The sequence below is a fragment of the Pseudomonas sp. NPDC085632 genome (assembly GCF_044541255.1).
Lineage (GTDB): Bacteria > Pseudomonadota > Gammaproteobacteria > Pseudomonadales > Pseudomonadaceae > Aquipseudomonas.
Genome location: NZ_JBITSX010000009.1, coordinates 114,973 through 137,031, shown reverse-complemented (window position 1 = coordinate 137,031; position 22,059 = coordinate 114,973). Strand labels below are relative to the sequence as shown.

25 protein-coding genes and 4 tRNA genes are annotated in these 22,059 nt (G+C 58.1%); 18 read left to right on the top strand and 11 right to left on the bottom strand.

Annotated elements, in window-relative coordinates; genetic code table 11:
• Window positions 1-46: 46 nt before the first annotated feature.
• Window positions 47-940: a DMT family transporter gene (locus ACIF4X_RS09985; protein WP_397481988.1), complete on the bottom strand. Its 894-nt coding sequence runs from the start codon at window positions 938-940 to the stop codon at window positions 47-49.
• Between the two features lie 101 nt (window positions 941-1,041).
• On the opposite strand from ACIF4X_RS09985, the gene ACIF4X_RS09980 reads away from it, so the two are divergent.
• Entirely contained in the window at window positions 1,042-1,908 is an 867-nt protein-coding gene (locus tag ACIF4X_RS09980) for a LysR family transcriptional regulator (RefSeq protein ID WP_397481987.1), read from the top strand.
• Between the two features lie 192 nt (window positions 1,909-2,100).
• Here ACIF4X_RS09980 and yegQ read toward each other — a convergent pair whose 3' ends face one another.
• On the bottom strand, window positions 2,101-3,435 hold the full coding sequence (yegQ, locus tag ACIF4X_RS09975) for a tRNA 5-hydroxyuridine modification protein YegQ (RefSeq protein WP_397481986.1): 1,335 nt from the start codon (window positions 3,433-3,435) through the stop codon (window positions 2,101-2,103).
• A 188-nt stretch (window positions 3,436-3,623) separates the two neighbouring features.
• On the opposite strand from yegQ, the gene ACIF4X_RS09970 reads away from it, so the two are divergent.
• Window positions 3,624-4,310, top strand: a complete 687-nt coding sequence (locus ACIF4X_RS09970; RefSeq protein WP_397481985.1) for a cysteine hydrolase family protein — start codon at window positions 3,624-3,626, stop codon at window positions 4,308-4,310.
• 111 nt (window positions 4,311-4,421) lie between these two features.
• Window positions 4,422-5,483 (top strand): AI-2E family transporter, encoded by a 1,062-nt coding sequence (locus tag ACIF4X_RS09965; protein ID WP_397481984.1) that lies wholly within the window; start codon window positions 4,422-4,424, stop codon window positions 5,481-5,483.
• Here the strand turns inward: ACIF4X_RS09965 and ACIF4X_RS09960 are convergent.
• The 3 genes from ACIF4X_RS09960 to ACIF4X_RS09950 all read right to left on the bottom strand — a co-directional run bounded on the left by ACIF4X_RS09960 (window position 5,480) and on the right by ACIF4X_RS09950 (window position 6,550).
• On the bottom strand, window positions 5,480-5,662 hold the full coding sequence (locus tag ACIF4X_RS09960) for a hypothetical protein (RefSeq protein WP_397481983.1): 183 nt from the start codon (window positions 5,660-5,662) through the stop codon (window positions 5,480-5,482). The two genes, ACIF4X_RS09965 and ACIF4X_RS09960, sit on opposite strands and share 4 nt — an antisense overlap.
• 102 nt (window positions 5,663-5,764) lie before the next feature.
• On the bottom strand, window positions 5,765-5,959 hold the full coding sequence (locus tag ACIF4X_RS09955; RefSeq protein WP_016984641.1) for a hypothetical protein: 195 nt from the start codon (window positions 5,957-5,959) through the stop codon (window positions 5,765-5,767).
• Between the two features lie 231 nt (window positions 5,960-6,190).
• Window positions 6,191-6,550, bottom strand: coding sequence for a hypothetical protein (locus ACIF4X_RS09950; RefSeq protein ID WP_034154666.1), 360 nt, complete (start codon window positions 6,548-6,550; stop codon window positions 6,191-6,193).
• Window positions 6,551-6,806: 256 nt separating this feature from the next.
• Between ACIF4X_RS09950 and ACIF4X_RS09945 the strand changes: the two genes are divergently transcribed.
• The gene (locus tag ACIF4X_RS09945) at window positions 6,807-7,625 is read left to right on the top strand and encodes a shikimate 5-dehydrogenase (protein ID WP_397481982.1); all 819 of its coding nucleotides are present in this window, start codon (window positions 6,807-6,809) and stop codon (window positions 7,623-7,625) included.
• 212 nt (window positions 7,626-7,837) lie between these two features.
• Window positions 7,838-8,356 (top strand): cupin domain-containing protein, encoded by a 519-nt coding sequence (locus ACIF4X_RS09940; RefSeq protein ID WP_397481981.1) that lies wholly within the window; start codon window positions 7,838-7,840, stop codon window positions 8,354-8,356.
• Window positions 8,357-8,492: 136 nt separating this feature from the next.
• Here ACIF4X_RS09940 and ACIF4X_RS09935 read toward each other — a convergent pair whose 3' ends face one another.
• Window positions 8,493-9,140 (bottom strand): YceH family protein, encoded by a 648-nt coding sequence (locus ACIF4X_RS09935; protein ID WP_397481980.1) that lies wholly within the window; start codon window positions 9,138-9,140, stop codon window positions 8,493-8,495.
• A gap of 125 nt (window positions 9,141-9,265) precedes the next feature.
• Between ACIF4X_RS09935 and ACIF4X_RS09930 the strand changes: the two genes are divergently transcribed.
• On the top strand, window positions 9,266-9,775 hold the full coding sequence (locus ACIF4X_RS09930; RefSeq protein WP_093434020.1) for a DUF1993 family protein: 510 nt from the start codon (window positions 9,266-9,268) through the stop codon (window positions 9,773-9,775).
• Window positions 9,776-10,015: 240 nt separating this feature from the next.
• Here the strand turns inward: ACIF4X_RS09930 and sstT are convergent, their stop codons facing one another.
• Window positions 10,016-11,248, bottom strand: coding sequence for a serine/threonine transporter SstT (gene sstT / locus ACIF4X_RS09925; RefSeq protein ID WP_397481979.1), 1,233 nt, complete (start codon window positions 11,246-11,248; stop codon window positions 10,016-10,018).
• A 337-nt stretch (window positions 11,249-11,585) separates the two neighbouring features.
• Between sstT and ACIF4X_RS09920 the strand changes: the two genes are divergently transcribed.
• The gene (locus tag ACIF4X_RS09920; RefSeq protein ID WP_397481978.1) at window positions 11,586-12,749 is read left to right on the top strand and encodes an MFS transporter; all 1,164 of its coding nucleotides are present in this window, start codon (window positions 11,586-11,588) and stop codon (window positions 12,747-12,749) included.
• On the opposite strand, the gene nhaR is transcribed toward ACIF4X_RS09920, so the two are convergent.
• Window positions 12,744-13,643, bottom strand: a complete 900-nt coding sequence (gene nhaR, locus ACIF4X_RS09915; RefSeq protein ID WP_108225594.1) for a transcriptional activator NhaR — start codon at window positions 13,641-13,643, stop codon at window positions 12,744-12,746. The two genes, ACIF4X_RS09920 and nhaR, sit on opposite strands and share 6 nt — an antisense overlap.
• A gap of 133 nt (window positions 13,644-13,776) precedes the next feature.
• Between nhaR and ACIF4X_RS09910 the strand changes: the two genes are divergently transcribed.
• The gene (locus tag ACIF4X_RS09910) at window positions 13,777-14,019 is read left to right on the top strand and encodes a hypothetical protein (protein ID WP_397481977.1); all 243 of its coding nucleotides are present in this window, start codon (window positions 13,777-13,779) and stop codon (window positions 14,017-14,019) included.
• A 29-nt stretch (window positions 14,020-14,048) separates the two neighbouring features.
• The gene (locus tag ACIF4X_RS09905) at window positions 14,049-14,798 is read left to right on the top strand and encodes a TerC family protein (RefSeq protein ID WP_034154674.1); all 750 of its coding nucleotides are present in this window, start codon (window positions 14,049-14,051) and stop codon (window positions 14,796-14,798) included.
• A 253-nt stretch (window positions 14,799-15,051) separates the two neighbouring features.
• On the opposite strand, the gene ACIF4X_RS09900 is transcribed toward ACIF4X_RS09905, so the two are convergent.
• On the bottom strand, window positions 15,052-15,222 hold the full coding sequence (locus tag ACIF4X_RS09900; RefSeq protein ID WP_397481976.1) for a hypothetical protein: 171 nt from the start codon (window positions 15,220-15,222) through the stop codon (window positions 15,052-15,054).
• A gap of 234 nt (window positions 15,223-15,456) precedes the next feature.
• Between ACIF4X_RS09900 and ACIF4X_RS09895 the strand changes: the two genes are divergently transcribed.
• The 3 genes from ACIF4X_RS09895 to ACIF4X_RS09885 all read left to right on the top strand — a co-directional run bounded on the left by ACIF4X_RS09895 (window position 15,457) and on the right by ACIF4X_RS09885 (window position 16,645).
• Window positions 15,457-16,128 (top strand): peptidase C39 family protein, encoded by a 672-nt coding sequence (locus ACIF4X_RS09895; protein ID WP_397481975.1) that lies wholly within the window; start codon window positions 15,457-15,459, stop codon window positions 16,126-16,128.
• Between the two features lie 91 nt (window positions 16,129-16,219).
• A complete protein-coding gene (locus ACIF4X_RS09890; protein ID WP_397481974.1) occupies window positions 16,220-16,426 on the top strand; it encodes a DUF6021 family protein in 207 nt (68 codons plus the stop codon).
• A gap of 12 nt (window positions 16,427-16,438) precedes the next feature.
• Window positions 16,439-16,645, top strand: coding sequence for a hypothetical protein (locus ACIF4X_RS09885; RefSeq protein ID WP_397481973.1), 207 nt, complete (start codon window positions 16,439-16,441; stop codon window positions 16,643-16,645).
• 53 nt (window positions 16,646-16,698) lie between these two features.
• Here ACIF4X_RS09885 and pbpG read toward each other — a convergent pair whose 3' ends face one another.
• Together pbpG and folD are read right to left on the bottom strand one after the other, a co-directional pair.
• A complete protein-coding gene (pbpG, locus tag ACIF4X_RS09880; RefSeq protein WP_397481972.1) occupies window positions 16,699-17,637 on the bottom strand; it encodes a D-alanyl-D-alanine endopeptidase in 939 nt (312 codons plus the stop codon).
• A 230-nt stretch (window positions 17,638-17,867) separates the two neighbouring features.
• The gene (folD, locus tag ACIF4X_RS09875; protein ID WP_397481971.1) at window positions 17,868-18,722 is read right to left on the bottom strand and encodes a bifunctional methylenetetrahydrofolate dehydrogenase/methenyltetrahydrofolate cyclohydrolase FolD; all 855 of its coding nucleotides are present in this window, start codon (window positions 18,720-18,722) and stop codon (window positions 17,868-17,870) included.
• 275 nt (window positions 18,723-18,997) lie between these two features.
• On the opposite strand from folD, the gene ACIF4X_RS09870 reads away from it, so the two are divergent.
• The 6 genes from ACIF4X_RS09870 to clpP all read left to right on the top strand — a co-directional run bounded on the left by ACIF4X_RS09870 (window position 18,998) and on the right by clpP (window position 21,917).
• A tRNA-Arg gene (locus tag ACIF4X_RS09870) sits at window positions 18,998-19,074 on the top strand.
• A 32-nt stretch (window positions 19,075-19,106) separates the two neighbouring features.
• Window positions 19,107-19,182: transfer RNA gene (locus tag ACIF4X_RS09865), tRNA-His, on the top strand.
• 57 nt (window positions 19,183-19,239) lie between these two features.
• Window positions 19,240-19,324, top strand: a tRNA-Leu gene (locus ACIF4X_RS09860).
• Between the two features lie 76 nt (window positions 19,325-19,400).
• Window positions 19,401-19,476, top strand: a tRNA-His gene (locus ACIF4X_RS09855).
• 401 nt (window positions 19,477-19,877) lie between these two features.
• Window positions 19,878-21,188 carry a trigger factor gene (tig, locus tag ACIF4X_RS09850; RefSeq protein ID WP_397481970.1) on the top strand — a complete coding sequence of 437 codons (1,311 nt, stop codon included), beginning with the start codon at window positions 19,878-19,880 and terminating at the stop codon, window positions 21,186-21,188.
• 93 nt (window positions 21,189-21,281) lie between these two features.
• Entirely contained in the window at window positions 21,282-21,917 is a 636-nt protein-coding gene (clpP, locus tag ACIF4X_RS09845) for an ATP-dependent Clp endopeptidase proteolytic subunit ClpP (RefSeq protein ID WP_007951559.1), read from the top strand.
• Window positions 21,918-22,059: the final 142 nt, after the last annotated feature.

Below are 22,059 nucleotides of genomic sequence, written 5' to 3'. Positions count from 1 at the left end.
CTGGCTTGCCAGCGATGGCGACATTTGCTTCAACAATAATCATTGATCAGATTGCTGTCCGAACAGCCCCAACCCGCCGCTCCAGATTCAACGCCAACACACTGATCAACACCACCACCGACCCCACCAGCACCAGTAACGTCGGTCGCTCCCCCAAACCAACCGACGCAATCCCCATCGCCGTCGGCGGTATCAGATACAACGTCATCGTCGCCCGGCTCAAATCCACATGCTTGAGCACAAAGCCCCACGCCAGATAAGCCAGCGCACTGGGAAACACGCCCAAGGCCAACACCGCCCACTGCACACGTAGCGGCGTATTCAGCACGGCTTGACCCAGCCCCGGCAAATAAATCAGCAGCATCAACGTTCCCGACCACACCGCGTAACACGCCAGACTGAAGCCGTCGTAACGCCGTGCATGGTGTTTCTGCAGGGCGAAATAAACGCTCCACGAAACCGCCGCCAACAGGATCAGCAATGCATGCACATCGATAGCGCCCAAGCCCTTATCGCCGCTGACCACAATCACCACGCCGACAAACCCGAGCAACACACAACCCCAACGCCAGGCGCTGACCTGATCCTTGAACACAAACCGCGCCAGCAACGTGCTGAACAGCGGGCTCGATTGCGCCAACACACTGGAAGCACCGGCACTGACGCTTTGCTGGCCGATGTTCAGCGCGACGTGGTGCAGGCTGACGGCGAAGAAACCCAAGGCAAACAACAACGGCACATCGTGCAGATGCGGTAGGCGAATGCCCTTGAACGCGGCGATGAGCGCCATGAACAGCGACGCCAAGAGAAATCGCAGCAACGCCAGGTGCCCGGGCTCATAGGCTTGCAATCCGATGTGAATGCCGGTGGGCGAATAGGCCCAGCAACCGACGACGAAGGCCATCGCCAAAAGGATTTTCAGCGGGGAAGAGTGCGGCATGATCAGGCGCTCGGTGGTGTTGATGCGCCGAGTATCCGGGCGCCCAATCATTCGCCACAACTGACTTATACTGTGCTGAATGTTCACTCAGAGTGATGAGTATGGAGCTGGCACAAATCCGTATGTTCAAGACCGTGGCCGAGGTCGGCAGCATCGTGCGGGCGGCGGAAAAGCTGTTTTGCGTGCCGTCGAACATCACGGCGCGGATCAAGGCGCTGGAGGCGGAGTTGGGCGTTGCGCTGTTTCTGCGCGAGGGCCGGGGGTTGCGCATCAGCCCGGCGGGGCAGACGTTTCTCGCCTACGCGCAAAAGATTCTCGCGCTGACCGCTGAAGCGAAACGCGCGGTGGATCCCTCGGCCGAGCCGTCCGGGCCGCTGCGCATCGGTGCGATCGAATCGTCGGCGACCGGGCGTTTGCCGCGCTTGCTGGCAAAGTTTCACAAGCGCTATCCGCAGGTCGCGCTGGAACTCACCACGGGCACTTGGGGGCAGTTACTCGATGACACTGTCAGCCATCGTCTCGACGGGGCGATTGTCGCGGTGGATGTCGAACGTTCGCAGCTCAGGCGCACACCGATGTATCGCGAAGAATTGCTATTGATCGCGTCGACCTCGTTCGGGCCGGTACGCGGTATCGATGATTTGCAGGATAAAACCGTGTTCATGTGGCCGCAGGGTTGTCCGTATCGAGCGGCGCTGGAGCATTGGCTGTTGCGTCAGGGCCAGGCGCTGCCGATTGTCAGCCTGGCCAGTTATGGGGCGATTGTCGGTTGTGTCAGCGCCGGGGCGGGGGTGGCCCTGGTGCCCAAGGGCGTGTTTGAGCAGTACGCGAAAGGGGCTGGGTGTGTGGGGTATGAGTTTCCTGAATTGACCGCCGTTGACAACTTGTTTTACTGGCATGAAAACGCCGGGGTGCATCCGGCGCGGGAGGCGTTTGTGGCGATGTTGCGGGAGGAGTTTAGTGTGTAGGAAAAGCCAGCCCTCACCCCAGCCCTCTCCCGGAGGGAGAGGGGGCCGACCGAGGTGTCATGCGGTATATGTCGACCTGATCGACCCAATTGATTATGGCTTCGGCACAGCACGTTCAGGTCGGTGGATCTCTCCAATATCCCCCAATCAGTCCCCTCTCCCTCAGGGAGAGGGCTAGGGTGAGGGGCTTTTTCAGGCACCCCCGATATCCCGCATCAACAGCCCAAACCGCAAATCCACCGCCTCCGGAATCGGCACATAAACCGTATGCCCATCCCCCGGAGCCACCTCAATGGCCTCACCCTTGAGGCTCTGCAATTCATGAAGATCAAAATGAAAATTGCCCTTCGGTGTCATCAATTCCAGATGATCACGCAGACCAAAACGGTTCTTCACTTTGACTTCGGCCAGCCGCCCACGCCGCTCGCCAGTCAACTCACCCACGAACTGCTGACGCTCCGACACCGAACTGCCGTGCTGATAATTCTGGTATTCGTCATGCACATGCCGACGCAGAAAACCTTCGGTGTAGCCACGCTGCGCCAGTGACTCAAGATCCGTCATCAGACTGCGATCAAACTCACGCCCGGCCACCGCATCATCAATCGCCCGGCGATACACCTGCGTGGTGCGTGCGCAATAAAAGTGCGATTTGGTCCGGCCTTCAATCTTCAATGAATGCACGCCCATGCGCGTCAGTCGCTCGACGTGCTGCACCGCACGCAGGTCCTTGGCGTTCATGATGTAGGTGCCGTGTTCGTCCTCGAACGCCGGCATCAACTCGTCGGGACGATTGGCTTCCCGTAGCAGGAACACCTGATCGGTGGGCGCGCCCAGACCCAGGGTCGGCTCGGGCTGGAAGGTCTGGACGATCTCACCGAGCTGATTTTCCGTGGCCTCTTGCGCCGAGTATTTCCAGCGACAGGCGTTGGTGCAGGTGCCCTGATTGGCATCGCGTTTGTTCATATAACCCGACAGCAGGCAGCGCCCGGAATAGGCCATGCACAGTGCGCCGTGGACGAACACTTCCAGCTCCATGCCCGGCACCTGTTCGCGGATTTCGCCGATTTCTTCCAGCGACAATTCCCGCGACAGGATGATCCGACTCAAACCCTGTTGCTGCCAGAACTCGACGCTCGCCCAGTTCACCGTGTTGGCTTGCACCGAGAGGTGGATCGGCATCTGCGGGAAATGTCGGCGCACCAGCATGATCAGGCCCGGGTCAGACATGATCAGCGCATCCGGCGCCATCTCGATCACCGGCGCCAGATCCCTGAGGAAGGTTTTCAGTTTGGCGTTGTGCGGGGCGATATTGACCACCACGTAGAAGCGCTTGCCCTGCGCCTGGGCCTCACGAATCCCCAGCGCCAGGTTGGCGTGATCGAACTCGTTGTTGCGCACCCGCAGGCTGTAACGCGGCTGGCCGGCGTAGACGGCATCGGCACCGTAGGCGAAGGCGTAGCGCATGTTTTTCAGGGTGCCGGCGGGGGCGAGCAGTTCGGGGGCGGCGAGGGTGGGCGTGGTCATGGCGGTGTCGGTCGCAAAAGCGCGGCAGGGTAGAGCGGATGCGCGCGGGGCGCATTGATCTGGATCTACGTTTCGGCCTTTTCTGTTTGTGCAGAAACAGCACAGATCATGTGTCGGTTTCACTGTGTTCGACGGTCAGGCGCCTGCTTAAAGTCTGTTCATCACTCAAATGAACAGAGGCAGTATCCATGCAGCGTTTTACCCGTCGTTTCCTCAGCGCCTGTGCATTTTCCGGTGTGTTGGCCAGCACCGGTGTACTGGCAGACAACCACCCGACCATTCGCGCAATGTCCGGTGCCACACCGGTCAGCCAGTTACCGGCCGGCAAGTCCGCCTTGCTGGTGATCGATTTTCAGAACGAGTACTTCACCGGCAGGATGCCGATTCCGGACGGTGCCGCTGCGCTGGCGAAAACCCGTGAGCTGATCACGTTTGCCGATCACCACAAGATTCCCGTGTACCACGTTCAACACGTGGCCCCAGCCGGTTCGGCGGTGTTTGCCATCGATGGCGAAACCGTGAAATTTCACCCGGACATGCAGCCGCGCGCGAAGGATGCGGTGCTGCAAAAGACCACGGTCAGCGTGTTCGGCAGCACCGATCTGAACGAACGGCTGAAGCAATCCGGCATCAACACGGTCATCGTCACGGGCCTGATGACCCACGCCTGCGTTGCCGGTGCCGCGCGGGACGCGGCGCCACTCGGTTACAGCGTGATCGTCGCCTCGGATGCCTCGGCAACCCGCGCGATCAGCCGCGCCAATGGTGCCTCCATCGACAAGGATGCCTTGCACAAAGCCGCACTGGCGGAGATCGAGGACACCTTCGGCGATGTGCTGAACACTGATGAAATCGTCAAGTTGCCGGTTCGCTGATCGGCTTGCGCTGATCCGCAACTATGCTCCATGAATAAAGATGGCACTCGTGCAGGCCCCGGTTGACTAAGCATCGGGGCGTGCACGACGCCTGACTGACATGGATCGGACATGAACGAAAAAAGCCTTCAATTCAAATCCCTCACCGTGCTGCTGTTGCTGGTCACGGTGGCGTTTATCTGGATCCTCCTGCCGTTCTACGGTGCGGTGTTCTGGGCGGTGATTCTCGGCATTGTGTTTGCGCCGATGCAGCGCCGGCTGCAAGCGAAATTCGGTTGGCAGCGCAACCTGACGTCCTTGTGTACCTTGGCGGTCTGCCTGGTGATCGCGATTCTGCCGGTGATCATCCTCAGTGTGCTGCTGGTGCAGGAAGGTGCAGCGGTCTACAAGAACATCGAAAGTGGCGAGCTGGACATCGCCGCGTATCTGGCGCAATTCAAGCACAGCCTGCCACCTTACTTTCAGCACTTGCTCGACCGCTTCGGCATGGGCGAACTCAATGCGCTGCGCGAAAAAATTGTCAAAATGGCGATGCAGGGCAGCCAGGTACTGGCCAGTCAGGCGTTCAGTCTTGGCCAGGGCACGTTCGAATTCGTGGTGAGTTTTTTCATCATGCTGTACTTGCTGTTTTTCTTTCTGCGCGACGGCGCTGAACTGGCGCGCAAGGTGCGTACCGCCGTGCCGCTGGAAGAAACTCACAAGCGTCGTCTGCAACTGAAATTCAATCGGGTGGTGCGGGCGACGGTGAAGGGCAATCTGGTGGTGGCGGTGACGCAAGGGGCACTGGGCGGGGCGATTTTCTGGTTTCTCGACATCCCCAGCGCATTGCTGTGGGCGGTGTTGATGGCGTTTCTGTCACTGCTGCCGGCGGTAGGCGCGGGTATTGTCTGGGCGCCGGTGGCGGTGTATTTCCTGCTCGGCGGGATGATCTGGCAAGGCGTAGTGCTGGGCCTGTTCGGGGTGTTTGTGATCGGTCTGGTGGACAACGTGCTGCGGCCGATTCTGGTGGGCAAGGACACCAAAATGCCCGACTACATGATTCTGATCTCGACCCTTGGCGGCCTGTCAGTGTTTGGTCTCAACGGCTTTGTGATCGGGCCATTGATCGCGGCGTTGTTCATGTCGAGCTGGGCACTGTTCGCCGAAACCAAGCCCAAGGTACAACTGCCTTAAGCGTGAAACGGCTGGCTGACGAGCTTCTGCGACAACGCTTGCGCGGCGGGCAGTGAGGTGAGCGGACCACTGATGGCTTCGCCGTCGCGCATCAGATACCAGCAGGCGAGCAAGCCCGATGCTCGGAGCGAGGCGGGAACGGCGCTGCCAATAACGGACATGATTTGAACCTGAGCCATGACGGGTACCTCCATCTATCAATGGAGCTACCTTAGAGATTCGCCGGGTCTACGGACAATCAACGCTTTCGATAGTGGTCATTGACGCCGTTGAGGGCGGGCTCAATCGACCACTTGATCGAGCATATGCATGACTTCGCGCTCGTTGAGCAAACCTTTGTGCACCAGATTCTCCGCCAGCAGCGAAAGAAACTTGGCGCAGCGGTGGCCTTCCAGGTGCTTGAGCTCGGTCAGCGCGCTGTATACCTTGCTGGAGGTGCACAGGCCGACAATGCGGTGCGGGTTTTGTGTGGGCATACAATCGTCCTTGTTCTTATCAACCTGTTGTTTACGGACGGATTCAGATTGCGGTTCCGTCATGACAAATAAATGACCGTTTTGTGGAAAAGTACATAACGCTCGAGTCAATCATGCCGACTTTAGCCGGTGAAACTGTCCTCACAGCGACCTTGGCGAGATTTTTTCAGACGCTGGCCGACCAACGGTCATAAAAAAGCCCCGCTATAAAAGCGGGGCTTTGTGTTCCGTTTACCAGCGTGGACCGCCGTAGTAGTGCGGCCGACCGTAGTAGCCGCGAGGCGGGCCGTAATACACCGGGGCCGGTTGCACGTAGACCGGTTGCTGCACATACACCGGCGCCGGCTGGTAGTAGACCGGTGGCGGTGGCTGCTGCACATAAACCGGTGGCGGCGGGGCGGCATACACCGGCGCTTGTTGCACATACACAGGGCGATCCTGATTGATAAGCGCCGAGCCGATGATGGCCGAGCCAACGATCGCGCCAAACACCGCTGGGCCTTGCCAGTAATTGCCGCCGTGGGCTTCTGCTTGCCCTGCGACAGCAAAAGCACCGATCAGCAGGGCCACGATAGGGAGTTTACGAATCATGATAAATCCTCGGTTCTTCGACCCGGCGGCAGGGCCTGCACCAGGCCCACAGTTGTCGCGGGGATACTTCTAAGACAGCGAAATTCTGAAAATCAGCACAGCCGCTGGGTAAATTTTGTGTAAGGTCTGTACCGGCTTCTTTACCGGGCCGCGCGAGGGCCGCGCAGCACGTTTAAAACAGGCCTCTATGATCGTTCAGAACCCGATGGGCTGGCTAATCCCGTCCATCCGAAAGTGCGTTTGAAGGAGAAGTTTCATGCAGATGAACCCGAACAAAGACACCCAGCTGTGCATGTCCCTGTCAGGGCGCCCAGGCAACTTCGGTCTGCGTTTTCATAACCATTTGTATGAGCAGTTGGGTCTGAACTTCTATTACAAGGCGTTCAGCAGCCAGGACCTGACCGGCGCAGTCGGCGGGATTCGTGCCTTGGGTATTCGCGGGTGCGGCGTGTCGATGCCGTTCAAGGAAGCGTGCATTGCGCTGGTTGATGAACTGGATGCGTCGGCAGCGGCAATCCAGTCGATCAATACCATCGTCAACACCCACGGTCATCTCAAGGCTTACAACACCGATTACATTGCCATTGAGCAGTTGCTGAAAACCCACGCGGTGCCCAAGGCATCGACCTTTGCCCTGCGTGGCAGCGGTGGCATGGCCAAAGCGGTGGCCAGTGCCTTGCGTGATGGTGGCTACAAAAACGGACTGATCGTCGCCCGCAACGAGCGCGCCGGGCGTGCGTTGGCGGATTCGTTGGGTTATCGCTGGCAGGCCGAGCTGGGTGATGAGCGCCCGCAGATGCTGATCAACGTGACGCCAGTGGGTATGGACGGCGGGCCGGAGGCGGGGCAGTTGGCTTTTACGCCTGAGGTGATCAAGGCTGCCGAAACGGTGTTTGATGTGGTGGCGATTCCGTCGGAGACGCCGTTGATCGTGCGTGGTCGGGCTGAGGGCAAACGGGTGATTACCGGGCTTGAGGTGATTGCTATTCAGGCGCTGGAGCAGTTTGTGCTGTACACCGGCGTGCGGCCGAATGAGGCCCAGTTTGCGGCGGCGGTGGCGTTTGCCCGGAGCTGATTCTCATGATTGTGCTGTGAGTTAACCGGCCTCATCGCTGGCAAGCCAGCTCCCACAGGTATCGGGTTGGAACACAAATCTGTGAGCAGCTCCCATACCCTGTGGGAGCTGGCTTGCCAGCGATGAATTCACCGCGGTTTATCCTGCTGCCTATACTGCCTCCTCCAGCAAGCACAGACTTGCCCACCACAAAAACCGTGATCGAGGCCCCCATGCACCCGCCCATCCTCAACCTGCATCAGGTCGAACTCGAACCCCTGCCCGAAGCCCTGGCCCCGGAAGGCGAAACCGCCGGCCGCTATCAGCAGCGCATGGCCCGTGTCGGTCAGCAACTGGGTTCGCAGAAGCTCGGCTATCGCCTGTACGCCTTGCCACCGGGCATGCGCGGCAGTCCGTTTCACAGTCATCGGGTCAATGAAGAGATGTTCTACGTGGTAGCCGGGGAGGGCGAGGTGCGTCTGGGCGCCGAGCGTTTTCCGATCCGCGAGGGTGACGTGATCGCTTGCCCGCCGGGTGGGCCGGAGAAGGCGCATCAGATCATCAATACCAGCCAGGCCGAACTGCGTTATCTGGCCGTGAGTACCCAGCAGCAACCTGAAATTTGCGAATACCCGGATTCGAACAAATATGCGGTGATGGATAACTTCACGGTTGATGCCGGAGGCAATGTCTCAGGCTTCGTCGCGGTGGCACGGCAGGCGGATGGCGTCGATTACTGGGATGGTGAATAACCCCAGGATCTGAAACCTGATGAATAACCCCCTGTGGGAGCGAGCTTGCTCGCGAATAGGCCGTGTCAGTTACATCATCGTTGAATGACACACCGCATTCGCGAGCAAGCTCGCTCCCACAATGTATTTGTGGTGATTATTCGAGTCGGGCCAGGCGCTCTTCCAGTGCGGCGATCCGCGCCTCCAGCTCTTCAATACGCTCAACCGAAACGCCACTGCTCGCACTGCGATCCGACGGATTCTGCCGTGCCGCCATGATCGCCTCGATATCCGCCGGATCACCCAACGCATGGGTATAACGATCTTCGCGCTGCCCGGCCTGACGTGGAATCAGTACCGCCAACCCCCGCGCAATCAAACGCTCAAGCTGATGCACCACCTGCTCGGCGTCTTCAAATTCATGCATGCGCCCACTACGGGTCAGCAGTTCATTGACGGTTTGCGGGCCGCGCAGAAACATCAATCCGCTCAGAATCACTTGCGCCGGCACCAGCTCCAGCGCTTTGTCGACCTTGTGCTCCCAGCGGTCGGCACGACTGCCCATCACCAGCTTGGCGAAACCGCGACCTTCCAGCGCACGCAGACTCTGGCCGACCTGGCCCGGAGTCAGGTTCATCACCGGTTCGCGGCTGGTTTTCTGATTGCACGCCGTGACCAGTGCATTAAGGGTCAGCGGATAGGTTTCCGGACTGGTGGCCTGTTTCTCGATCAACGAGCCGAGGATGCGAATTTCCGTGGCATTGAGCCGAGGCTCGTCGAAGGTGGATTCTGGTTCTGTGGTCATCGCGCGTTCCCTCTGCAGTCGAAGGCGCCTAGCCTAATCCTTGCCAAACAAAAGGCAAGCCGTGTGGTCATCAAGCATGGCTATAATCGCCTCCTTCTTCCACCCAGCCACCACACGAGACTGCCATGACCATTTCCCTGTACGCCGCATCCGTCCCGGTTTTTCAACAAATGCTCAACGCTTTGAGCGATGTGCTGAAAAAGGCTGAAGCCCACGCCACCGAGAAAAACATCGACCCGAACGCATTCCTGCAGGCCCGTCTGTACCCGGACATGTTCCCGCTGACTCGCCAGGTGCAGATCGCCGTCGACTTCGCCAAAGGCGTTTCCTCGCGTCTGGCTGAAGTCGAAGTGCCGAAGTACGACGATACCGAAACCACCTTCGCCGAGCTGCAAGCCTTGATCGCCAAGGTTTTGGCTTACATCGGCGAGATCAAGCCAGAGCAGATCAATGGCAAGGAAGGCATCGAAATCGTCACCCGTCCGGGCACGCCGAAAGAGAAGCGCTTCAGTGGTCAGGCTTACCTGCTGACTTACGGTCTGCCGCAGTTCTTCTTCCACGTCACCACCACCTATGCGCTGCTGCGTCATAACGGTGTTGAAGTGGGTAAACGCGATTACATGGGCGCGTTCTGAGTTTTTAAAAGCCCCTCACCCTAGCCCTCTCCCAGAGGGAGAGGGGACTGATCGCGTTGTTTGCACGAGATATGCCGACGTGAAATATCAAGTCGAACTCAAGTCTTGAGGGCAACAACGATCGGCTCCCTTCCCCCTCGCCCCCTTGGGGGAGAGGGTTGGGGTGAGGGGGAAAAGACCTCAGCCACAAAAAAGCCCGCCAAGGTTCACACCATGGCGGGCTTTTCATTACAGCGTCTGTTACGCAGTACGTTGGGCTTTCGCTTCTTCACCCAGACACGCCGCAGCGGTGAACAGCACGTCAGTCGACGAGTTCAGCGCCGTCTCGGCCGAATCCTGCAACACGCCAATAATGAAACCGACCGCCACCACCTGCATGGCGATTTCGCTCGGAATGCCGAACAGGCTGCACGCCAACGGAATCAACAGCAACGAACCACCGGCCACACCCGAAGCGCCACAGGCACAAATTGCGGCGACAACGCTGAGCAGGATCGCCGTCGGAATGTCCACGGCAATACCCAGTGTGTGCACGGCAGCCAGGGTCAGTACGGTAATGGTGATCGCCGCGCCGGCCATGTTGATCGTCGCGCCCAGCGGGATCGACACCGAATAGGTGTCTTCATGCAGGCCCAGACGTTTGCTCAATTCCAGGTTGACCGGAATGTTCGCCGCCGAGCTGCGGGTGAAGAACGCGGTGATACCGCTTTCGCGCAGGCACTTGAGAGTCAGCGGGTATGGGTTGCGACGCAATTTCCAGAACACGATCAGCGGGTTCATCACCAGCGCCACGAACAGCATGCAGCCGAGCAGCACGGCCAGCAAGTGCGCGTAACCGATCAGCGCGCCAAAACCGGAGGTGGCCAGTGTCGAAGCGACCAGACCGAAAATACCCAGTGGGGCGAAGCGAATCACCACCCGCACGATCACCGTCACGCCGTTGGACAGATCACCCAGCACTTCGCGGGTCGTGTCGCCGGCATGGCGAATCGCGATGCCCATGCCGATCGCCCACGCCAGAATACCGATGAAGTTGGCGTTCATCAGGGCGCTGACCGGGTTGTCCACCACGCTCAGAAGCAGGCTTTGCAGCACTTCGCCGATACCGCCCGGCGCTGTCACCGCAACGTTTTCGGTGGACAGCACCAGATGCGACGGAAACGCCATGCTGGCAACCACGGCCACGACGGCGGCGCTGAACGTGCCCAGCAGATACAGGAACAGAATCGGCCGGATATGGGTTTCCTGACCGTGCTTGTGGTTGGCAATCGACGCCATCACCAGCACAAACACCAGAATCGGCGCGACGGCTTTCAACGCCGAAACGAACACCTTGCCGATGAAGGCCGTGGACTTCGCGGCTTCCGGGGCAAGCATCGCCAGGGCGATACCGGCGATCAGGCCGATCACGATCTGCGTGACCAGGCTGAGATTTTTCAAGCGTTGCAATAGAGAAGGGGATGAAGCGGTCATAACGGCATCTCTGATTTTTTATAGGGTGCAAGGTTGCGTGGCAATACGGGTGAAACGGGGGCAGACCACCGCCACGCACCGAAAGTGTTGACGCGATATCAACGCCATTAAACCGGGCGCTGACCAGGGTGTACGTTTTTCAGGGCGCGGACTTTATCACAGCGTAGGCCTTATCCTTCAGGCCTGTGACGATCTGCCACCGGATCAGGCAACAAAGTCGGCAGGTTTGTGCAAGTCAGCCCGGACACACTCTGTTAAGATTGCGCATCCTTATTTTCAAGTTCTGCCAGCGGGCCTCCGGGTCAACGCTGGTGTCGTCGTTTTGCTGGAGTTGCGCATGCTGTTGCCCATTCTTCTGTTGTCCGCCGCCGGTTTTACGGTGCTGACCACGGAATTCGTCATCGTCGGCCTGTTGCCGGCGATTGCCCGAGACCTCGAAGTCACCATCCCGCAGGCCGGGTTGCTGGTGACTCTATTCGCTTTTACCGTGGCCATGTTCGGGCCTTTCTTGACCGCCTATTTCGCCCGCTTCGAACGACGCAAACTGTTTATCAGCATCCTGATCATGTTTGGCCTGGCCAATACCGTGGCGGCGCTGGCGCCGAACATCTGGGTGATGGCGATTGCCCGGTTGATCCCGGCGCTTGGTCTGCCAGTGTTTTGGGCTTTGGCCAGCGAGACTGCCGTGGACATCGTTGGCCCGGATTTCGCCGGTCGCGCGATCGCCAAGATTGGCTTCGGCATTGTCTGCGCGACCGTGTTTGGCATTCCGGTCGGCACGCTGATTTCCGACGCGTTCGGCTGGCGCAGTGCCTTCGGTATTCTGGCGGTAATCGCCTTTGCCAAGGCCTTGCTGCTGTTTGTTTATTTGCCGAAAACCAGCCTGCACCAGCATCAGGTCAGCTTCCGTTCGCAGTTCAAGATCCTGCGCAGCCCGTTGATGATCGGCCATATCTTCCTGTCGATTCTGGTGTTTAGCGGCATGTTTACCGCTTACACCTATCTGGCCGACATTCTTGAGCGCCTCGCCGGTTTCAACGGCACCGTGGTCGGTTGGTGCCTGATGGCTTTCGGTGCGGTCGGGCTGATCGGTAACTCGCTGGGCGGTCGTGCGGTGGACCGGCATCCGCTGGGTGCGTCGGTGTTGTTCTGTGCGTTCATGATTGCCGGCATGGTCTCGCTGGTGCCGAACATTCACTCGCCGCTGGGGCTGGCGGTGGCCATGGGGATCTGGGGCATTACCCAGGCTGCGTTGTTCCTGGTCAGCCATGTGCGCTTGATGAAAGCCGCGCCGGAAGCGCCGGCCTTTGCCGCTTCGTTGAACATCGCCGGAGCCAATCTGGGGATTGGCCTGGGCGCCATGGTCGGTGGCCGGGTCATCGACAGCGCGGGCCTGGGCTTCCTCGGCTTTGCCGCCGCCGGATTCATCCTGCTCTCGGTGTTCCTCGCCATGGTGCTGATGACACTCAAACCGCGCGAAATGTGCGCCGAGGCCTCATAACGCGGTAAACAGCTCGCGTCGGGCACCTTCGGTAATCGCAACGATGCCGGGGTGCTTGACCTTGCGCTCCACCGAAATGGCATAGAAGGACTCGGTCACCGCGTCGGTCTGGCCAATCAGCTCGACGCCATACTGGCGCTTCACTTCATCGGCAATCACGCTCGGGCCGATAAAAATCCCGCTGCCGGATTGGCCGAAAGCCTGCATCAAGGCACTGTCATCAAACTCGCCGACGATTTGCGGCTGGATCTGCTGCTCGGCAAACCAGCGTTGCAAGCGGCTGCGAACCACGGTTTCCGCGCCGGGAATCAACAGTGGCGCGCCGTGCAGGCTGCGAGGGAAATCCTGACCGTATTTTGCCGCCAGTTCGGGAGTGGCGAAGAAGCTGATCCCGCACTCGCCGAGTTTCTGGCTGTAGCCCTTGATGTCGAGGTGCGAGGGCATCGGGCTGTCGGAAATCACCAGGTCCAGACGCTGGATGGCCAGATCGGCGAGCAAGCGTTCGAGCTTGTCTTCGCGGCAGGTGATGCGCAGGGGTTCGTTCAGCTCCATGGTCGGTGCGATCAGACGATAGACGATGGATTTCGGCACCACGTCCGCCACGCCGACGCGAAACAGAATCTGCTGTTCGTTGGGCTGGGCGCGCAGCATCAGTTCCAGTTCGCCGCCGAGCTGGAACATCTGCTCGGCGTAGGGCAGGGCTTGTCGCCCGGCTTCAGTCAATTCGAGTTGCCGGCCGACGCGTCTGAATAACTCGATGCCATACGTCTGTTCGAGCAGTGATATCTGTCCGCTGATGGTCTGTGGCGTCAGGTTCAGCTGTTCGCACGCACGCACGATGCTGCCAGTCTTGGCGACGACCCAGAAGTAATGCAGTTGTCGGTAGTTGAGCATGAGCGTCTTCACTTCGTTAAAACCGAAGTATAGCCGCTAAAAATACGAATTTTCCTGAAGTGTTTGTCTCCCTAGAATGCCCAGCCATCGACGGCCGGTCTGTGACCCTGTCTGTTCATTCGAAGGAAGCCCCATGAAATACACAATTCCAACATTGATGTTTACGTCTTTACTGCTTCTGGCCGGTTGCGATCAGGCCGAGAAAAGCGCCCAGCAACTGATGGGCAAGGCTGCCGAAAGCGCCAAGCAAGCGATCGACGATACGCATAAAGCCGCCGAACAAGCCCTGAGTGATGCCACCGGCGGCGTGATCGAGAAGAAAGAAACACCGGAAAAAGACGCGGAAAAATCCGAATCTTCCTCCAAGACCATCTAATTCGTCTTACACAGACTCAGGACTGACCCATGGAATATCTGTTACAGCTCGCCGCCAGCCCCACCGCCTGGGTTGCTTTGGCCACATTGGTGGTGATGGAAATCGTGCTTGGCATCGATAACCTGATCTTTATCTCGATCCTGACCAACAAACTGCCCAAGCAGTACCAGCAGAAGGCGCGCCGCATCGGTATCGGCATGGCGTTGATCCTGCGTCTGGCGTTGTTGAGTACCATCGCGTTCATCGTGCAACTGACTGCGCCGGTGATCGAGATCCTTGGTCAGGCATTCTCCTGGAAGGACATGATCCTGATTGCCGGTGGTTTGTTCCTGGTGTGGAAAGCGACGACCGAGATCCATCACAGCATGGACCCGGCACCGGAAGACCCGAAGTCGGCGACTTCGACGGTTACTCTGGGTTTTGCCGCCGCCATCGGCCAGATCCTGATGCTCGACATGGTGTTCTCGATCGACAGCATCATTACTGCAGTCGGCATGACTGAGCACTTGCCGATCATGATCATCGCGGTGGTGGTGTCGGTGCTGGTGATGCTGTTTGCTGCTGAGCCGCTGGCCAAGTTCATCAACGATAACCCGACGGTGGTGATGCTGGCTCTGGGCTTCCTGATCATGATCGGTATGACCTTGATCGCCGAAGGCTTCGGCGCCCACGTACCGAAAGGTTATGTGTATGCGGCGATGGCGTTCTCGGCTTCGATTGAAGTGCTGAACATGATGTCGCGTCGGGCGAAGCAGAAGAAGTTGGCTGAGCAGGCGTAACCGCCAGTAAGCCAAAAAGGCCGCTTGAACTGAGTTCAGGCGGCCTTTTTTCATTTCAGGTTTTCTATATGCCGAACGCCAGCCCCTCACCCCAGCCCTCTCCCGAGGGAGAGGGAGCCGATCTGTGAAGTTTTCGAACCTGAGTTCGGCTCGATATTGCAGGTCGGCGTAACTCGAAAAAACAACTCGGTCAGTCCCCTCTCCCTCCGGGAGAGGGCTAGGGTGAGGGGCTTTTCGCTTTTGACGTTAAGCCTCAGTGCGCAGTGGCGTGACGAGGACTTTGTTTAGGCGTTTTTTCGAGTGCAGCAGGCTGAACCGGATAATGATGGTGGCGCCGCGAAACCCGCAACACCCCCCACAACATGGCAGCGGCCACGGCCAGCCATCCGGCAATCAACATCACAATGGTCATGGTCAGGCTCATCAGTGCCTCCTCTTCGCCCTGCATCGGGCGCACGCTTTTTCAATTCGCTCTGTTTCAGTGACAGTCTAGACAATGCAGTGTTTCAGACTATTGACCAAAGGTCGCTGGTCACCAATCAGTTTGCTCTATGCAAGCGATGTGTCTGCCGCTTAAGGCTATACCGCAGACTGGCGCGGCCCTATGATCGCAGGCGTTGCCGGAACACGATGACCGGCGTCTGAACAGAGAGTGATGATGGTGCAGGTATTTTCTCGAATTCGTGCGGCGCTGCTGGTGGCGGGTTGTGCGGCCGTGTTGGCCGGATGTGCAGGCAGTGTCGCGCCCGAGGTCAAGCGTCTGCCGGAGCGGGTCGAACTCAGCGGCACGTTCTATCGCGGTGAAGCTAATCAGAGCGGGCCGCAAGTGCTGGCCAGTCTCCTGTCGCAGCAAGGCATCGTGATCACCCCGGGCTTGCTGGAAAAGCCCCTGCATCTGCCGGGCGCCGAAGACAAACTGCAGCAGAATATCCAGAACCTTGCCCGTGAGTACGGCATGGTGGTGTACCCGCTGGACAGCAATTTGCCAGCGCTGTTGACGCAAGTGGCGGCGGGTTATCCGGTGATGGTGCGTTTCAGCGAGGGTTCGGCATTCTGGGCCGAGCCGCGTTACGCGATCCTGTCCGGTTACGACCGCAACAAACAGAAGGTGCTGCTGCGTGCCGGCATGAATCGTCGCGAACTGATGAGTTTCAGTTCCTTTGAGTCGGCACTGGAAAAGTCCGGTGGCTGGGCCGTGCTGATTCAGAAACCGTCGCAGATCCCGGCAGCCGTTGACCATCAGCGCTGGCTCAAGGCTGCCGATGAGCTGGCTCAGGCCGGTCAGGAAAACGAAGCGGCGCAGGCGCGCAAGGCGTTGGTCGCACACTGAGTTTTCCGTTCGTCATCTGCCGGGCACGACGGCGCCCGGCAAGCCTCCTACTTATACATCCCGTGTTTTTGCGGGTGAATCAGGAGGCGATATGCAAGATTCCCCAGCAGCGAAAGGCCCGCATTCCTCTGAGCATTCCTCGGGAGATAACTTGGGGTTCGATCCGGACTCGCCCGATCTTGATGATCCGCAGGTCGATCCTGTCGGTCCGGCCAAGGCGCCTCTCGACGTCGAGTCCGGCGAGGATGCCAAGAAGCCGGCCAAGCCTTATGACCCGTTAGCCAATCTGAAACCTTGATGCGAGGTGCGTATGAGTACCGATTCAAGCTTCGATGACCAGAAACCGGACAGTGTGCCTACCACTCCAGAGCCGGAAATCGATCCCGTGCTGGACCCCGACAGTCCGATGCGCGACCCAATGGCCCGGCCCAATATCATGACGCCGGAACCTTCGCGGGATCCGAATGCCGGGGATGGCATTCCTGATGATGATCAGATGCCGCTGCCCAATGACTGAAATGCAGATGAAAAAAAGCCCCGAGGATTCGGGGCTTTTTTTTGTGCGGTGGCTTACTTGGACGCTTCGACCACGCCGCTCTGGCGATTCTTTAGGTTTTTCTCGGCCTTGTACTGCTGAGCCACTGCCGGAACGCTGGCGCTGCGCCCGGTTTCTACCCAACTGCGAATACGGCTGGCATCGGCAAAGTGGGTGTACTTGCCGAACGCGTCGAGAATGACCAGCGCGACCGGGCGATTACCCATCTTGGTCACCAACACCAGGCAATGACCGGCGGGATTGGTGAAGCCGGTCTTGGTGATCTTGATGTCCCAGTCGGCCTTATTGACCAGGTGATCGGTATTGCGGAAACCCAGGGTGTAATTGGGTTTGCGGAACGACACGGTCTTTTCCTTGGTGGTGGTGAGTTCGCTGAGAATCGGATATTTGCTCGCGGCGACCAGTAACTTGCTCAGGTCGCGGGCGGTGGAAACGTTTCGCTCGGACAAACCGGTGGGCTCGACATAGTGCGTGTTGGTCATGCCCAGTGCCTTGGCCTTGGCGTTCATGGCCGCGATAAAGGCTGCGTAGCCTCCCGGATAGTGGTGCGCCAGACTGGCGGCGGCGCGGTTTTCCGAAGACATCAAGGCGATCAGCAGCATCTCGCGACGCGGCAGTTCACTCTTTAGTTTGACTCGGGAGAACACGCCCTTCATTTCCGGCGTATTGCTGATATCGACATTGATCCATTCGTCCATGTTTTGCCGGGCTTCAACCACAACCAAACCGGTCATCAACTTGCTGACAGAAGCGATCGGCACGATCACGTCAGGGTTGCTGGAGTAGATGACTTTATTGGTCTGCATATCCATGAGCAGGGCGCTGCCGGAGGCGATCTTCAGGGTCGAAGCGTCGCGTGGTGCAGCGGTGGTTTCCGCAGCGTTGATCGTTGGCGTGATGAAAGTGCCTGAAACTGCAAAAAACAGGCTCAGAATCGAAAGACGAATTTTCACGCGGGCGAACTCATAAAAGTTGGATATTCCGTTAGTTTGTAACGGGTTATTTCTTCAAAGCGTCGCATTCTAGGAGTATGGCTGAAGATCTGTCGATGGTTGTTTGAGTGACCTGAAAATCTTGTGAAAAGGCCTGTAAAAAGAGGGGTTTCCGGCGAACGGTTACAGTTTTTTCTCAGGCATGAAAAAACCCGCACAAGGCGGGTTTTTCTTATTGCTGAAAGTACCACTCAAGTGTGCAGGGTTTCCGCCGCGTAGAGGGTGTTTTCCAACAGGCATGCGCGGGTCATCGGACCGACGCCACCCGGCACCGGAGTGATCCAGCCAGCGCGGGGCAGGGCGGTTTCGTAGACAACGTCACCGACCAGTTTGCCGTCGTCCTGACGGTTGATGCCGACGTCGATCACGATCGCGCCTTCCTTGATCCACTCGCCTTTGACCAGGCCCGGCTTGCCGGCGGCCACGACCACCAGATCGGCACGGCCGACGTGGCCGGCCAGATCCTTGGTGAAGCGGTGAGTCACGGTCACGGTGCAACCGGCCAGCAACAGTTCCATCGCCATCGGGCGACCGACGATGTTGGAGGCGCCGACGACCACTGCATCCATGCCATAAAGATCAGCGCCGGTGCTTTCCAGCAGCGTCATGATGCCTTTAGGCGTGCATGGACGCAGCAATGGAATGCGCTGGGCCAGACGACCGACGTTATAAGGATGGAAACCGTCGACGTCTTTGTCCGGGCGGATACGCTCCAGCAGTCTGGAGGCGTCCAGGTGCTCGGGCAGCGGCAACTGAAGCAGGATGCCGTCGATCGCAGGGTCGTCGTTGAGGCGATCGATCAGATCGGTCAACGCGTCTTGCGTGGTGTCGGAGGGCAGGTCGTAGGCTTGAGAGAGGAAGCCAACCTCTTCACAGTCTTTACGCTTGTGCGAGACATAAACCTGAGAGGCAGGATCGCTGCCGACCAGGATCACCGCGAGGCCGGGAGTGCGCAGGCCTTGCTGGCGACGCTCGGCAACTCGTTGGGCGATCTGCTGGCGCAGGCTGGCGGCGATCGATTTGCCGTCGATTAGTTGTGCAGTCATTGCGCGTGATTAACCATCGAGAGGGGAAAAAATGAGAACGCATTCTCGCATGTCGAGCGGTGAGGGCAAAGGCGCTTGGTCAGCAAATTCCTCTAACTCCTTTAATTAAATGAATTTTTTTCAAAAAGGATTTGACGACCTTCGGAGCGCTCTATACTATTCGTCGCACTTGTCGGGCACAGCCTAGCACTGGTTAAGAAGGTGAAGCGGAATCAAGGTTCTGCAACGCTGGAAAGCACTTAGTTTGTAGTCCTTTAAGAGTACAGATTAATAAGGCGCCCGTAGCTCAGCTGGATAGAGCATCCGCCTTCTAAGCGGATGGTCGCAGGTTCGAGTCCTGCCGGGTGCGCCATTAGGCAGCTTTGGCACAAGTAACGCGATATGGTGGGCGTAGCTCAGTTGGTAGAGCACGGGATTGTGACTCCCGTTGTCGTGGGTTCGATCCCCATCGTCCACCCCATATTTCGAAAGGCGCCAGATGTAACAGTCTGGCGCCTTTGCTTTAAAAGTTTCATCCGCGGATGTGGTGGAATTGGTAGACACACTGGATTTAGGTTCCAGCGCCGCGAGGCGTAAGAGTTCGAGTCTCTTCATCCGCACCAATTAAAGCTTCATTCATGTCTTCGGGCTGGTGAGGTTCAACAAAGAAGTTGTTTGGCTTTTTTGTTACGCAATATGGTGGGCGTAGCTCAGTTGGTAGAGCACGGGATTGTGACTCCCGTTGTCGTGGGTTCGATCCCCATCGTCCACCCCATATTTCGAAAGGCGCCAGATTTAACAGTCTGGCGCCTTTTTTGTTTTAGCGGTTCTGAAAGTCGGCTTTTGTCGGTTTCGGTGCGCAGGGCAGGGCGCTTCGTCGTATTTATGTGGCTCGATGATGCTGCGCTGCTCGCCGGGCTTGCTTGCAAGAACGGCCGTCAGGGAGTGATTGGCAATCTCTTCTATATATAGAAGCGGTTGGCGCAGAGCCCTGGCGTGATTGGTTGTATTCGCCTGTGGGGCGCGCTGCATTGGTGTGGCGGTCCCGATAATATGCCTGCTGTTTTTTTACCCGTTTTCAGTAGGGTGACTTCTTGAGTTTGACCCACTAGAATGCATGCCCTTGATTCTGGGGTCGGAAACGGCCGGCTAACGTCTGTGCAACGAGGAATATCCATGCAAGTTTCTGTTGAAAATACTACTGCTCTCGAGCGCCGCATGAGCGTCACCGTGCCGGCTGAGCGCATCGAGACTCAGGTCAACAAGCGTCTGCAGCAGACTGCCCAAAAGGCCAAGATTGCTGGCTTCCGTCCAGGCAAAGTGCCGATGAGCGAAATCAAGCGCCGTTTCGGTGCTGATGCTCGTCAGGAAGCTGTAGGCGACGTGATCCAGTCCTCCTTCTACGAAGCTGTGGTTGAGCAGAAGCTGAACCCGGCAGGTTCGCCATCGATCGAGCCTAAGTCGCTCGAAGCGGGCAAAGACCTGGAATACGTTGCTGTATTCGAAGTGTTCCCTGAGTTCACCGTTGCCGGTTTCGACGGCATCACCGTTGAGCGCCTGAGCGCTGACGTGGCTGACGCTGACCTGGACAAAATGCTCGACATCCTGCGCAAGCAGAACACTCGTTTTGAAGTGGCCGATCGCGCTGCCCAGAACGAAGACCAACTGAACATCGATTTCGTTGGCAAGGTTGACGGCGAAGTGTTCGCTGGCGGTTCCGCCAAGGGCACTCAGCTGGTGCTGGGTTCCGGCCGCATGATCCCGGGCTTCGAAGAAGGCCTGGTTGGCGCCAAAGCCGGCGAAGAGCGTGTTCTGAACCTGACCTTCCCTGAGGACTATCAGAACCTGGACCTGGCTGGCAAAACCGCCGAGTTCACCGTGACCGTCAACACTGTGTCCGAGCCTAAGCTGCCAGAGCTGAACGAAGAGTTCTTCGCTCAATTCGGTATCAAGGAAAGCGGCATCGATGGTTTCCGCACCGAAGTTCGCAAGAACATGGAGCGCGAACTGCGTCAGGCGATCAAATCCAAGGTCAAGAATCAGGTAATGGACGGTCTGCTGGCCACCAACCCGATCGAAGTGCCTAAGGCGCTGCTGTCTAACGAAGTTGATCGTCTGCGCGTGCAGGCCGTTCAGCAGTTCGGCGGCAACATCAAGCCTGATCAACTGCCGGCCGAGCTGTTCGAAGAGCAAGCCAAGCGCCGCGTCGTGCTGGGTCTGATCGTTGCTGAGGTGGTCAAGCAGTTCGACCTGAAGCCTGACGACGCTCGCGTTCGCGAAATGATTCAGGAAATGGCTTCGGCTTACCAGGAGCCTGAGCAGGTTGTGTCGTGGTACTACAAAAACGAGCAGCAGCTGAACGAAGTGCGTTCGGTTGTGCTGGAAGAACAAGTTGTGGATACTGTTCTGCAGAAAGCTAGTGTGACCGATAAAGCGGTCTCTTACGAAGAAGCAGTCAAGCCGGTAGAAGCTCCAGCAGCCGACTGATTGATTTTGCGTTAAGAAGTACACACCATAAGCCAGCTCTCGAGCTGGCTTATGCGTATTCAAGACATAACTATTTGGGAGCGACTGCAGAGCATGTTCCGTAATTCTTATATTCAGCAGAACTCTGATATCCAGGCCGCCGGCGGCCTGGTCCCGATGGTTGTCGAGCAATCTGCTCGTGGCGAACGCGCCTATGACATCTATTCGCGCCTGCTCAAGGAGCGAGTGATCTTTCTGGTTGGTCCGGTAGAGGACTACATGGCCAACCTGATCTGCGCGCAACTGCTGTTCCTTGAAGCGGAAAACCCGGACAAGGACATCCATCTTTACATCAACTCCCCAGGCGGTTCGGTGACTGCAGGCATGTCGATCTACGACACCATGCAGTTCATCAAGCCGAACGTGTCGACCACCTGCATCGGCCAGGCCTGCAGCATGGGTGCATTCCTGCTGACCGCAGGTGCCCCGGGCAAGCGTTTCTGCCTGCCGAACTCGCGCGTGATGATTCACCAGCCACTGGGCGGTTTCCAGGGCCAGGCGTCGGACATCGAAATCCACGCCAAGGAAATCCTCTTCATTCGCGAGCGCCTGAACACGCTGATGGCCAAGCACAGCGGGCGTACTCTGGAAGAAATCGAGCGCGACACCAATCGCGACAACTTCATGAGTGCAGAAGCTGCGAAGGAATATGGCCTGATCGACGAAGTGATCAACCAGCGCCCAGCTTAAAATAAGCAGCTCAAAATAGGCTTGGTCGGCTTGTCTGATCAGCGGCGGGCTTGAAAAAGCCCGCAATAGCCTGCATCGTGTGTTGCAAGCGTATCGGATGTGGATCGAACGCGTGTCTGGCGGCGGCTCGGGCGGGGGCGGG